Here is a 12,720-nt window from a genome sequence, read left to right on the forward strand (position 1 = left end):
GGGGTCGGTCAGAACAGTTCGAGCTCGCCGCCGGTTTCCATCACGGCCGTTTCCGGCACATGGAAATCGACCGGCGCGTTCGCGCATACGCACAGCGTCGCGCAGACCCGCACGCCGCCGTCGAGCGTCAGGTCGTAAGCGGCCACGTGATCGGGCGACAGCGCGCCCAGGTAATCGATGCTCGATCCGCTCAGCAGATAAGGCGTCGACATCCCCAGGTCGGGAAACGGGGCGGTCAGCGCCTGGTTGATCGCGCCGCAGCACAGGTTCGCGACCTCCATGAACGCTTCGGGCAGCGGCCGCTGGCTGCCGGTGCCCGCGGTCGCGCCGGCGAAATGGCGGCGCGTCGCGTCGTCGTCGCTGAAGCGCAGCGCGAGCAGCAGGCGGAAATGCAGCGCCGAGATCGTCAGCGCCGCGACGTGCTCGGGCACCGTCGGCTTCGCGCGCGACTTCGCGTGCGCGCGATCGTGCCCGTCATGCGCCGCGCCGGCGGACGGCCGGATGTCGCACGCACCGCCGGATGCGAGCCGCGTGCGCGCCGCATCGAAGAAAATCCGCTCGAAACCGGCTTTCGCCTGCGCGCTGATCACGCCGCGCCTCCGTCGATCCGCGCATGCAGTTGCCCGGCCAGCGCCTCGACGGTCGCCAGCGCGGCCGTGATCATCTTGCCGCCGGCCTGGATGTCCTGGAACGTCGCGGCCGTCACGAGATCGTTGCGGTTCAGGCTGTCGCGATAGCTGTTCGACAGCTGCTGCGAGCGCGCGGCCAGCCCGCGCACCTCGCTCGCGACGATCGAGAAGCCGCGCCCGGCCGTGCCGGCACGCGCCGCCTCGATCGACGCGTTCAGCGACACGATCGACACGTGCGCGACGATCGCCGACAGCTCCTGGTTCTTCGTGCGCATGTCCTGGTTCTGCGTGGTCAGCGAGATCATCTGCTCGTGCCAGCGCTCGAAGGTGCCGGCGAGCCCGCGCAGGCGCGCGGCTTCGTCAGCGATCTTCTGCGCGTGCTGCGCCAGCGCGGCGCGATCGGCCGACATGGCCTGCAGCGCGTCACGCTGCGTGCCGGCCGCGGAAGTCTCGCGTGCCAGCGCATCCTCGAGCTGCGCCTCGCGTTGCGCCCATGCGTCGGCCGCCTCCGCGTGCGCGGACGCCGCCTGTTCGGCACGCTCGCCGGCCGCGTCGAGCGCACCGCGCAACGCATGCGCATCGCGCTCCAGCGCCGCGACGAGCCGCTTGCGCATCACGCGAAATACGATCGCCGCCACGATTGCGACGACTGCGCCGCCCGCCAGCGCGGCGGCCATCTGGATCATCCACGCCTGCACGATCACTTCGTCACTCCACAACGCCGACGTCCGCGCCGCGCGCGCGCTCGTGAGCGGCACCGTCGGCCGCGAAGCGGGCCGGCAACGACACGATCGTTTCGAATGCACGGTACGGCGCGCCGACACGATCGTCGGTGAAACGCAGCGCGATATCGCCGCCGTCGCGCTTCAGGAAGTTGCGCACCGCGTCCATGCCGACGCCGCGCCCCGACACTTCGGTCACGGCACTCGCGGTCGAGAAGCCGGGGCGGAAGATCAGCTCGGCCACCGCGTCGTCGGACAACGCCGCGTCGTGGTCGGCGTCGATCCAGCCACGCTCGCGCGCGATGCCGCGAATCCGGTCGAGCGCGAGGCCGCGGCCGTCGTCGCTCAGCACAAACCACAGCTCGCCGCCGCCCACGCCGACCGCGATGTCGATCGTGCCGGATGCCGCCTTGCCGGCCGCGCGCCGCTCGTCGGACGATTCGATCCCGTGGTCGATCGCGTTGCGCAGCAGGTGCATGAACACGTTCTTCAGCGTCGCGACGATTTCGCTGCGCACGCGCTGGCCATGGCTGTCGATATGCACGACGGGCGCCGGCTTGCCGAGTTCGGCGGCGAGCGACGGCAGCGACTCGATCACGCCGCCGAGCGCATCGCCGATCCCCTGCGTGCCGAGCTGGCTCAGCATGCGGCGTACGGCATCGCGTGCCGCGTGCCAGTCGGCCGCGTTCGCCGGATCGGCGCCGTCGAGCACGCGCAGGCTCTCGCTGATGTGCGCGCGCTCGACCATCAGGAAGTCGGCGCCGCCCTGCACCGCGTCACCGCTGCGGCCCAACGTGACCGCGTTGATCGTCGCGTAGTGCTCGACGGCCTCGCGCACGCGCGCCAGGTCGTCCATCAGCGCGTCGCGGTTCCACTCGGGGCCGCCGTCCGCGCGGCGCAGCGAGTCGTACGCCTGCTCCGCTTCGTGGACGATGTTCGTCAGGTGCTGGAGGCTGTACGTGCGTGCATTGCCCTTGATCGTGTGCATGTTGCGGAACAGCGCCGCGACGATCGAGTGATCGGCGCGCTCGTGCTGGCGGATCATCCGCTCGTTCTCGCTGAGGAAACCCTTCGCGCTGTGCACGAAGTCGTGGAACTTGTCCTGGCTGATCGACAGGATCTCGCCGATCATCTCGAGGCGGCGCTGCTGCTCGCCGGCCTGCGCGGTCAGCTCGCGGATCTCGGTCACGTCGCGCACGCACAGCATCAGGCGCACCACCGTGTCGGTCTCGTCGGTGATCGCCGACCAGCTCAGGTCGAGCCACTTCTCGCGGCCGTCCGGCATCCGCTTCGCGACTTCATTCACCAGCAGGTGCTCGTTGAACTCGAAGTTCATGCTGTCTTCGCCGAGGCACGCATGCACGGCCGCGTCGACCTGCGAACGCGCGTCGGCGCCGATCGCCGAATCGTCGAACACGAGCGCCATCAGGTCGCGGCCGGCGATGTCGCTCGTCTCGAAGATGGTCTCGAGGTACGCCGAATACTCGGCATGCACGACGCCGCCTTCGACGACGGTCAGGATCCCCTGCTGCATGTTCTGCAGCATCGCCTGGATGTCCGCCGTCTTCTGCTTGAGCTGCGCGGCGTTCTCCTGGATCTTCTCGATCATCCCGTTGAACGCGACGATCGAATGGCCGATTTCGTCCATCCGGCCCACCGGTACGCGGCGCGTGAAATCCTGGCTCGCCGCGATCTCGCTCATCGCCGTCTGCATCCCGATCAGCGGGCGCGTGATCTGGCGATACAGCAGCAAGCCGAGCGCGGTCAGCAGCACGATCACCGTGCCGGCGACGCCCGCGATCGCGGTCGCCGTCGTCGAGAGCATCCCGTTCAGCGCGCTGATCGCGACGTCCTTCTGGCGGTTCTTCTCGACGCGCAGCGTGTCGACGATGCTTTCGAGTTCGTCGCGATACTGCGCGACGTTCGCGAACAGGTACGCCTGCGCCATCTCGGGCTTGCCGTCGGCCTTCATCTTCACGGTGTCGTCGATCGCCGCGAAATAGTTCGCGGCGCTGTCCTTCGCCTGCGACACGAGCCCGACCTGCGCCTGGCCGACCGCCGACTTCGCCTGCACGTCGAGTGCGGCGCGCAGCGCAGCCTGCTTCGCCTTCAGCTCGTCACGCGCCTGGGCGGCGGTATTCGCGTCGGGCGCGTAGACGAGCGTCATCGTCGCGATCTGGATGTTCTTCACATCGGCGACGAGATCGGCCGACGCGAGCGCGCTCGGCACGATGCCCTGGGTAACCTGACGCACCTCCGACGCGCTCTTGCGCGTCTGGTACACGGCATAAATGCCGATCGCGGACAGCGCGAAGAACGTCAGGACGACTAGCAGCGTAATGCGATGACGGATGGTCATGAGTACAGCTCCCCGCAGCGATCCGGCTTCGATCGCCGTTTGGTCTATTGAAAGAATGTGAGCGCCGAATTATCGGGGATGGTGTATGACGCTCCGATGACCGGAAATCAATCGTTCATTGATAAAAATGCAATGAATAATTGTGGCGAAAGAACCCTAAAGTATTGCCGGGATCTGCCGTTAACCCTCTGCCTCAAGGCTTCTGGCGGTGCCTGTGCGTGACCGGAAATCCGGGATACGGATATTTTTTTATTTATTCGATCCGCGAATTGACCGTTATATGACTTTCGCAAAACGTTTGCGAATTATCGGCGAATCCGGTTGAATGCGCGATTTTTTATTGCCGGTGAATCATTGGACGGACGGCTGAAAACGATACCGCCCGCCCCGGGGCCGACGATGCGATGAACGGCATCGTCGGCCCTGGAGCGGGCGTGACCGGCGGCCGGTCAGTGGCTGCTGGCGCGGGTCGCCCCCAGGCCCGTTTCCGAGCGCACCTGCTGCGCGGCGAACGCGCCCTTCTCCGACCGTGCGCGCGCGCTCGAGTCAAGCACCGAGAACAGCCACACGCCCACGAAGCCGATGGTCATCGAGAACAGCGCGGGCGACGTGTACGGGAACCACGCCGAACCCTTCGGATAACCGAGCGTTGCCTCCCACACCGACGGCGACACGATGGTCAGCCCCACCGACGAGACCAGCCCAAGGAACCCGCCGATGACCGCGCCGCGCGTGGTGCATCCCTTCCACATCATCGACAGGAACAGCACCGGGAAGTTGGCCGACGCCGCCACGGCAAAGGCCAGCGACACCATGAACGCGACGTTCTGCTTCTCGAACGCGATGCCCAGCAGCACGGCGATCACGCCGAGCACCAGCGTCGTGATGCGCGACACCTTCAGTTCGTCGGCACTGTCGGCCTTGCCGTTCTTGAAGACGGTCGCATAGAGATCGTGCGACACCGCGGAAGCGCCGGACAGCGTGAGCCCGGCGACCACGGCCAGGATCGTCGCGAAGGCCACGGCCGAGATGAAGCCGTAGAACACGTCGCCGCCCACCGTCTTGGCCACCAGCACCGCGGCCATGTTGGCCGTGCCCGCGCCGCCCTTGATCACGCCCTTGGCCACGTCGGACAGTTCCGGATTGGTCAGCACCAGCGTGATCGCGCCGAAGCCGATGATGAAGATCAGCACGTAGAAATAGCCGATCCAGGTGGTGGCCCAGAACACCGACTTGCGTGCTTCCTTCGCATCCGGCACCGTGAAGAAGCGCATCAGGATGTGCGGCAGGCCGGCGGTGCCGAACATCAGCGCCATGCCGAACGAGATGGCCGAGACCGGATCCTTGATGAACCCGCCCGGCGACATGACGGACAGCCCGATACGGGTCGCGTCGTCCGTCGATTTTCCGGCATTCGCGGCAATCGCGGTCTTGACCTCCACGGCGTGGGCGAACAGCGCCTCCGGGCTGAAGCCGTACTGCGCGAGCACCATGATCGCCATGAACGTCACGCCCGCGAGCAGCAGGCACGCCTTGATGATCTGCACCCAGGTGGTCGCGGTCATGCCGCCGAACAGCACGTAGACCATCATCAGCGCGCCGACGATCACGACGGCCACCCAGTAGTCGAGACCGAACAGCAGCTTGATGAGCTGCCCCGCGCCCACCATCTGCGCGATCAGGTAGAACGCCACCACCACCAGCGTGCCGATTGCAGCGAAACTGCGGATCGGCCCCTGCTCGAAGCGGTAGCCCGCGACGTCGGCGAAGGTGAACTTGCCGAGGTTGCGCAGCCGCTCGGCCATCAGGAACGTGATGACCGGCCAGCCGACCAGAAAGCCGATCGAATAGATCAGGCCGTCGTAACCCGAGGTCATCACCGCGGCGGAAATGCCGAGGAAGGAAGCGGCCGACATGTAGTCGCCCGAAATGGCCAGCCCGTTCTGAAACCCGGTAATGCCGCCGCCGGCCGTATAGAAATCCGCCGCGGAGCGCGTGCGGGAAGCCGCCCACTTGGTGATCCACAGCGTCCCTGCCACGAACAGCGCGAACAGGACGATGGCCGTGGTGTTGGTCGCCTGCTTGGCGGTCTGCCCGACATCGCCGCCGCCCGCGACGGCCACGCCGCACGCACTCGCGGCCAGCAGCGCGACCAGCATCGTCGAAAGTGTCTTCTTCATCGGGCGACGTCCTGCAGGATGTCCTGCGTCAGTTGGTCGTATTCGTTGTTCGCGCGGCGCACGTAGATGCCGGTGATGACGACGGTGAACACGATCACCGCCATGCCGATCGGCACGCCGACACTCGTCACGCCGGTGCTCACGGGCTTCGCGAGAAACGACTTGTCGAACGCGATCAGCGCGATGTAGCCGTAGTAGACGATCAACATCAGCGCGGTCAGAAAGACACCGAGCGTATTGCGCCGTCGCTTGAGCAGCGCGTACTTCGGATGCGCTTCGATTTTTTTCACCAACCCATCATGCATCGCCTGTCTCCTGGTTTGCTTTTTGAATGAGTTCGGCGATTCTGAATAGCGAAGCTGACTGCGCGCTTACTCGCTCTTGCGCGCGCGGCATTCCGGGCACTATGGTTTTCCCTAGCGGGTTCGGGCGTGGCGGCGGCATCGCCTGCGCATGAGCGGCAGGCTCGATGCGTCGAATTCATTCCTCCCAGGAAACAATCAATCGCTCGCCGACGATTCACCCGCCCGCCCGTACGCTCTAGACTGTCGCATCGTTCCCTTTCCGGATTCACGCAATGACCGACGTCCTGCCGCTGACCACCGATCCCGAGTCGGGCCTCCCATACCGGCTGCGCCCGGCCGCCGGCCGCCCCGTTGCCCGCCTGTTGCTGCTGCATGGCGTCGGCGGCAACGAAACCAACCTGCTGAACCTGGCCGGCATCGTCGATCCCCGGATCGAGATCGCGTTCCTGCGCGGCCCGCTCACGTTCGGGCCCGGCCAGCATGCATGGTTTCCGGTGCGCTTCGGCCCGAACGGCCCCGAAATCGACGCGGCCCGCGCGGACGAAAGCCGCATTCAACTGATCACGCTGCTGCGTGCATTCCGCGCCCGCGACGGCGCGGGCGCCGCATTGCCGACCGTGATCGCCGGCTTCAGCCAGGGCGGCATCATGAGCGCGGGCGTCGGCCTCACGTCGCCGGACGATGTCGCCGCCTTCGCGGTGCTGTGCGGGCGCATCCTGCCCGAAATCGATCCGCTGATCGCGCCGCGCGATGCGCTTCGCCCGCTCCATGCGCTGATCGTGCACGGCCGCTTCGACGACAAGCTGCCCGTCGCATGGGCCGACACCGCCGATGCGAAACTCACGGCGCTCGGTGTCGCGCACGATACGCGGCTGTACGAAGCCGGCCACGAGCTGACCGCGGAGATGGCCGGCGATTTCGGCCGATGGGTCGGCGAACGCGCCGGCTTGAACTGACCGTACCGGCGCGCCGGGCGCGACCGCGCCGGCGCGCCCGGCGTGTACCGTCAGGCGCCCCGCGCCGGATCGGCGACGGCACCCGTGGCGACGGACGTACGCGCATTCTCCGCCTGTTCTCGCGCGGCACCGCGCTTCGCCAGCTTCCAGCCCACCACGAGTGCGAGCACGACGACCGGAATCATCGCGATGGTCCACGTGCCGCCCGGATAGTCGAACGCCATCAGCACCAGCACGCCGACGAGGAAGGCCAGCGTGAGCCACGACGTGAACGGCGCGCCGGGCATCCGGAACGACACCGCCTTCAGCTCGCCGCGATCGACCGCGCGGCGGAACAGGATCTGGCACATGACGATGAAGCCCCACGTCGTGATGATCCCGAGCGACGCCATGTTCAGCACGATCTCGAACGCCTGCGCCGGCACGATGTAGTTCAACGGCACGCCGATCGCGTTGATCGCGACCGTGATCAGGATCCCGCCGTACGGCACGCCGCGCGCGTTCATCCGCGACACGAAGCGCGGCGCCGATCCGCCCATCGCCAGCGAGCGCAGCACGCGCCCGGTCGAATAGAGGCCGGAGTTCAGGCTCGACAGCGCGGCGGTCAGCACCACGACGTTCATCACGGTGCCGACGTACGGCACGCCGAGCTTGCTGAAGAACGTCACGAACGGGCTTTCGTGCGAGCTGTATGCGGTCCACGGCAGCAGCATCGTCAACAGCACGACGGAGCCGACATAGAACAGCGCAATACGCCACATCACGCTGTTGATCGCCTTCGGCAGGACCTTGCGCGCATCGGCCGTCTCGCCCGCCGCGACGCCGACGAGCTCGATGCTCGCGTACGCGAACACGACGCCCTGCACGATCAGCACGGCCGGCAGGAGCCCGTGCGGAAAGATCCCGCCATGATCCGCGACCAGGTGAAGCCCCGGCATCTGCCCGGCGACCGGATGGCCGCTCGCGAGAAACACCGCGCCGACCGCGAGGAACACCGCGAGCGTCCCCACCTTGACGAGCGAGAACCAGAACTCCATCTCGCCGAACACCTTCACGCCGATCATGTTCATCACCGACACGATCCCGAGCGCACCGAGCGCGAACACCCACTGCGGCACGTCCGTGAACACGGCCCAGTACTTCATGTAGATCGCGACCGCCGTGATGTCGACGATGCCGGTCGTCGCCCAGTTCAGGTAGTACATCCAGCCCGCGACGAACGATGCGCGCTCGCCCATGAACTCCCGCGCGTACGACACGAAGCTGCCGCTGGTCGGCCGGTGCATCACGAGCTCGCCGAGCGCGCGCATGATCAGGAAGGCGAACACGCCGCAGACGAGATACACGAGCGCGAGCGCGGGCCCCGCGCTCTGCAGGCGTCCACCCGCACCGAGGAAGAGGCCGGTGCCGATCGCACCGCCCATCGCGATCATCTGCACGTGCCGCGGCTTCAACTGCTTCGCGTAACCTGCTTCGTGCGATGCAAACATCGCGTCGGGGTCGGCATGACGGGAATCCGCGCCGCCGGCCGGACCGGCCGGGCGCTCGCTGCTGTGGTTCATCGTGAGTCTCCGTAGTTTCTTGATGTGTCGCGCCCCGCGCGGGGGCGCTGATGAAATGACGGCCCGCCGGGCGCTCAACGCGCGCGCCGGCGGCCTTCAGCCGGCGTCAAAGCACGCGCGGCCGGATCAGCGCTTCGGGCTGAAGCGCTTCGTCGACCTGCGCATCGGTCATCCACTGGCGTTCGAGAACGACCTCGCGAATCGACTTGCCGGTCGCGTGCGCTTCGGCCGCCACGGCGGTCGCACGCTTGTAGCCGATGTACGGATTCAGCGCGGTCGCGAGCGCGACCGAGCGCTCCATCGTTTCGCGCAGCCGCTCGGGGTTCGCGGTGATCCCGCTCACGCAACGCTGCGCCAGCGTCGTGCAGGCGGCCGTCAGGTGGCTGAAGCTGCGGAACAGCGCGCTGGCGATCACCGGCTCGAACGCGTTGAGCTGAAGCTGCCCGGCCTCGGCGGCGAAGGTCACGGTCAGGTCGTTGCCGAACACCTCGAACGCGACCTGGTTGACGACTTCCGGGATCACCGGATTCACCTTGCCGGGCATGATCGACGAGCCGGCCTGCACCGGCGGCAGGTTGATCTCGCCGAACCCCGCGCGCGGGCCGCTCGACAGCAGCCGCAGGTCGTTGCAGATCTTCGACAGCTTCACGGCGATCCGCTTGAGCACACCCGAGACCTGCACGAACGCGCCGCAATCCTGGGTCGCCTCGATCAGGTTCGGCGCGGTGCTCAGGTCGAGCCCGGTAATGCGCCGCAGCGCCGCCAGCGCCTTCTCCGCGTACTGCGGATGCGCGGTGATGCCCGTGCCGATCGCGGTCGCGCCGAGGTTGATCTCGCGAATCAGCCAGCCGGCTTCCTGCAGGCGTGCAATGTCTTCCGTCAGCATCACCGCGTAGGTCGAGAATTCCTGGCCGAGCGTCATCGGCACCGCGTCCTGCAATTGCGTGCGGCCGAGCTTCAGCAGGCCGGCGAACGCGTCGGCCCGCTCCGCGAACGCATCGCGCAGGCGCGCCATCGCTTCGAGCAGGTGCTCGAGCGCGAAGCAGGTCGCGACGCGGATCGCGGTCGGATAGACGTCGTTGGTGCTCTGCGCGAGATTGACGTGTTCGTTCGGATGCAGGTATTCGTACTGCCCGCGCGCGTGCCCCATGAGTTCGAGCGCGCGGTTGCAGATCACCTCGTTCGCATTCATGTTGGTCGACGTGCCGGCTCCGCCCTGGATCACGTCGACGACGAACTGGTCGTGCAGGCGCCCTTCGCGAATCTCGACGCACGCGGCGGCGATCGCATCGCGGTACGGTCGCGGCAGCAGCCCGAGCTCGCAGTTCGCGTCGGCCGCGGCCTCCTTCACGGCGGCGAGCGCCATCACGAGGTACGGCAGCGACGCGATGGTGCGGCCCGAAATGTCGAAGTTCTCTTTCGCGCGCAGCGTATGGACACCGTAATACGCGTCGTCCGGAATACTTCGTTTGCCTAAAAGATCCGCTTCGACGCGGAAGCCGTTTTCTGTCATCGTGCCCTCCTGGATGTCTCGTACCGCTCGTCGTTCGCCGCTTCCCGACGCGACGGGTTCGCATTCTATGCCTTTGCAAAAACAAGCTCGCTTATGTATTATCGAAAGCGGTTTTGCGTGGGACGCAACAGCGAGAATCGAATGAAAAAAGGCGCGAGAGAAACCGGCATCGATCACATGGGCGCGATGCGCGCGTTCGTGAGAGTGGTCGAAACAGGGAGTTTTTCGGCGGTCGCGAAGGAGATGCACGTGTCGACGTCGACGGTCGCGCGCAAGGTCACGGCGATCGAGGAGGCACTCGGCGTCGCGCTGCTGCACCGCTCGACGCACAGCGTCACGCTGACCGAGGCCGGCCACATCTACCTGGAACGCGCCGTCACGCTGATCGCCGATCTCGACGACACGCTGCGTGTCGTCGCCGAGCTGAATGCGCAGCCGAGCGGCCCGCTGAAGCTCACCGCGCCGGTTGCGTTCGGCCGCCGCCATCTCGCCCCGCTGGTCGCGCCGTTTCTCGCGCGCTACCCGACGATCCAGCTCGACGTGCGCCTCACCGACAACCACAACGACCTCGTGGCCGGCGGCTTCGACCTCGACATTCACGAAGGCGAGAACTACCTGGACAACCTCGTCGTCCACCGCCTGTCGCGCAACGACAGCATCCTGTGCGCAACGCCCGGCTATCTCGACCGCTGCGGGCGCCCGTCCACGCCGGACGACCTCAAGCAACACAACTGCCTGCGCTACGTGCACCCCGAAGGCGATCCGCGCTGGGAGCTCGTGAACGGCGACGCGCATCACAGCCTGCTGCCGGTCGGCAACCTCGTCACCGACCATTCGGAGCTGCTGCTCGAAGCGACCTGCGCGGGGCTCGGCATCGCGGAGTTCGAGATCTGGCTGGTGCGCGACCTGCTCGCGAGCGGGCGGCTCGAAGCCGTGCTGCCGCGCTACCGGCTGCTGAACCGGCTGACGGGCGAATACATCTACATCGCGTATCTGGCGAACCGGCGCAGCTCGGCGAAGCTGCGCGTCCTGAAGGACTTTCTCGCCGAACACCTCGCGCACATCGGCGAACTGTCGGCGCTGGAGCTGGCGAAGATTCGCGGCGCACGCACGTAGCGCCCGCGTTCACGCCCGCGCCGGCCGGCAGGCATGTGCCCGCCGCCGCGCGCGGCCCGGATCGCGGGCCCGCGGCAGCGGCGCATCCGCGCCGGTCAGGCCGGCTGCAATTCGAACGGGAACGTGGCGTGCCCGATCTCGACGCCCTGCGTGTTGAGCATCGGCGGCCGATGGAAAGCGGCCAGTTGCGCGCGCTGCTCGGCCGTGCCGATCTGCAGCCGCTCGAGGAGTTCGCTGACGACCATGTAGAGCACGTCGAGATTGCCGTCCTCGATCTTCACCGAGATGCCGAGCGCGCCATCGGCGCCCAGTTGCCGCGTGCGCGCCGACGCACGCACGCCGATCCCGTAGCACGCATCGGCGCCGAGCTTGCCGACCACCTGCCCGTCGAACGCTTTCATCAGCACCGTGCAATAGCGCCCGTCGCCGGCCACCAGTTCCGGATACGCGGTCATCGCACGATGAATGCGCGCCAGCGCACGCACGCGATCGCTGATTGCGTCACCGCCCGCCTCCACCGTATCCGCACCATCGGCCAGCGATGCGTACAGGCGCGCCAGCCGGTCCAGCGGAAACGCCGGCGTCGGCAGGTTGCACCCGTCGATCGCCCAGCCCACTTCGTCCTCGCGCAGCCCGCACGCATCGGCCATCACCTGTTTCACGCGCACCTGCATCGGATGCTCGGGCAGATGGTAATCGGCGATCGCGGCGCCGATCGCCTGCGCGCCGGCCAGCATCCCGACATGCTTGCCCGAACAGTTGCTGCATACGCCGGTCGGCGTGTAGTCGCGCTTGATCCACGCGCGGTACACCGCGTCGGACAACGGCGGATGACCGCCGCAACGCAAGTCCGATTCGTGCGCGGCGACTTTTGCGAGCATCGCGCGCGTGCGTTCGATATGCCGGTCCTCGCTGCTGTGCGACGCGCACATCAGTGCGATGTCCGCATCGTCGAAGCCGAAGCGCTCGGGCGCGCCCGTCTCGATTACCGACAGCGCCTGGGCCGGCTTCGCCGCCGATCGCGCGAGCGTCATCCGGAACGGATTGCCGAACCGGGCCAGCAGCCTGCCGCGTGCATCGACCACCGCCACATCGGCGACGTGCGTGTTCTCGATCGCCTTGCCGCGGTACGTGACGACTGCTGCGCGTTGGGTGTCCATCTTATGTTGTCTCCATGCTCGGGGCCTGCTTGCCGGGGCCCTTCCAACCGGTACGGCAGTGTAGCGAGTCGCCGCGCCACGCGCCGGCCCGGCCATGGAAAGCGGTGTTGCATATAACGCAAAGGCGATCGCGCCCCCACGAAGACCTGACCGAATTAGTACAAAAACCATTCAATCGTTTACAGAATTAGTACCAATCCGTACAATTGCGACCGCAA

General features: G+C 66.9%; 10 protein-coding genes. 2 read left to right on the forward strand and 8 right to left on the reverse strand.

From position 1 onward, the window contains the following. Positions 1 to 8: 8 nt before the first annotated feature. From E9536_RS02070 to E9536_RS02090, 5 genes are all read right to left on the reverse strand, one after another. On the reverse strand, positions 9 to 590 hold the full coding sequence (locus E9536_RS02070; RefSeq protein WP_136469189.1) for a hypothetical protein: 582 nt from the start codon (positions 588 to 590) through the stop codon (positions 9 to 11). Further along, positions 587 to 1,315: a methyl-accepting chemotaxis protein gene (locus E9536_RS02075; protein ID WP_060085502.1), complete on the reverse strand. Its 729-nt coding sequence runs from the start codon at positions 1,313 to 1,315 to the stop codon at positions 587 to 589. Before E9536_RS02075 ends, E9536_RS02070 begins: the two co-directional genes overlap by 4 nt. Positions 1,316 to 1,337: 22 nt before the next feature. After that, a complete protein-coding gene (locus tag E9536_RS02080; RefSeq protein WP_060085067.1) occupies positions 1,338 to 3,710 on the reverse strand; it encodes an MCP four helix bundle domain-containing protein in 2,373 nt (790 codons plus the stop codon). 449 nt (positions 3,711 to 4,159) lie between these two features. After that, positions 4,160 to 5,890 carry a cation acetate symporter gene (locus E9536_RS02085; RefSeq protein WP_059696531.1) on the reverse strand — a complete coding sequence of 577 codons (1,731 nt, stop codon included), beginning with the start codon at positions 5,888 to 5,890 and terminating at the stop codon, positions 4,160 to 4,162. Continuing rightward, positions 5,887 to 6,195, reverse strand: coding sequence for a DUF485 domain-containing protein (locus E9536_RS02090; RefSeq protein WP_027791268.1), 309 nt, complete (start codon positions 6,193 to 6,195; stop codon positions 5,887 to 5,889). Before E9536_RS02090 ends, E9536_RS02085 begins: the two co-directional genes overlap by 4 nt. A 272-nt stretch (positions 6,196 to 6,467) precedes the next feature. Here E9536_RS02090 and E9536_RS02095 point away from each other — a divergent pair, with 272 nt between their 5' ends. Next, entirely contained in the window at positions 6,468 to 7,151 is a 684-nt protein-coding gene (locus E9536_RS02095; RefSeq protein WP_059696533.1) for a phospholipase, read from the forward strand. Between the two features lie 50 nt (positions 7,152 to 7,201). On the opposite strand, the gene E9536_RS02100 is transcribed toward E9536_RS02095, so the two are convergent. Both E9536_RS02100 and E9536_RS02105 read right to left on the reverse strand, forming a co-directional pair. Further along, entirely contained in the window at positions 7,202 to 8,713 is a 1,512-nt protein-coding gene (locus tag E9536_RS02100; RefSeq protein WP_059696535.1) for an amino acid permease, read from the reverse strand. A 106-nt stretch (positions 8,714 to 8,819) separates the two neighbouring features. Further along, the gene (locus E9536_RS02105; RefSeq protein ID WP_027791265.1) at positions 8,820 to 10,226 is read right to left on the reverse strand and encodes an aspartate ammonia-lyase; all 1,407 of its coding nucleotides are present in this window, start codon (positions 10,224 to 10,226) and stop codon (positions 8,820 to 8,822) included. A 141-nt stretch (positions 10,227 to 10,367) separates the two neighbouring features. Here E9536_RS02105 and E9536_RS02110 point away from each other — a divergent pair, with 141 nt between their 5' ends. Beyond that, complete coding sequence (locus E9536_RS02110; RefSeq protein ID WP_136469190.1) at positions 10,368 to 11,342, forward strand: LysR family transcriptional regulator; 975 nt, start codon at positions 10,368 to 10,370, stop codon at positions 11,340 to 11,342. Between the two features lie 95 nt (positions 11,343 to 11,437). Here E9536_RS02110 and E9536_RS02115 read toward each other — a convergent pair whose 3' ends face one another. Beyond that, the gene (locus tag E9536_RS02115; RefSeq protein ID WP_136469191.1) at positions 11,438 to 12,502 is read right to left on the reverse strand and encodes an asparaginase; all 1,065 of its coding nucleotides are present in this window, start codon (positions 12,500 to 12,502) and stop codon (positions 11,438 to 11,440) included. Positions 12,503 to 12,720 lie beyond the last annotated feature (218 nt).

Source organism: Burkholderia sp. LS-044, from assembly GCF_004803625.1.
Classification (GTDB): Bacteria; Pseudomonadota; Gammaproteobacteria; order Burkholderiales; family Burkholderiaceae; genus Burkholderia; species Burkholderia cepacia.

Coding starts and splice junctions, on each gene's coding strand:
- E9536_RS02075 (WP_060085502.1), bottom strand. CDS start 1,315: ATGATCCAGATGGCCGCCGCGCTGGCGGGCGGCGCAGTCGTCGCAATC.
- E9536_RS02080 (WP_060085067.1), bottom strand. CDS start 3,710: ATGACCATCCGTCATCGCATTACGCTGCTAGTCGTCCTGACGTTCTTC.
- E9536_RS02085 (WP_059696531.1), bottom strand. CDS start 5,890: ATGAAGAAGACACTTTCGACGATGCTGGTCGCGCTGCTGGCCGCGAGT.
- E9536_RS02090 (WP_027791268.1), bottom strand. CDS start 6,195: ATGCATGATGGGTTGGTGAAAAAAATCGAAGCGCATCCGAAGTACGCG.
- E9536_RS02095 (WP_059696533.1), top strand. CDS start 6,468: ATGACCGACGTCCTGCCGCTGACCACCGATCCCGAGTCGGGCCTCCCA.
- E9536_RS02100 (WP_059696535.1), bottom strand. CDS start 8,713: ATGAACCACAGCAGCGAGCGCCCGGCCGGTCCGGCCGGCGGCGCGGAT.
- E9536_RS02105 (WP_027791265.1), bottom strand. CDS start 10,226: ATGACAGAAAACGGCTTCCGCGTCGAAGCGGATCTTTTAGGCAAACGA.
- E9536_RS02110 (WP_136469190.1), top strand. CDS start 10,368: ATGAAAAAAGGCGCGAGAGAAACCGGCATCGATCACATGGGCGCGATG.
- E9536_RS02115 (WP_136469191.1), bottom strand. CDS start 12,502: ATGGACACCCAACGCGCAGCAGTCGTCACGTACCGCGGCAAGGCGATC.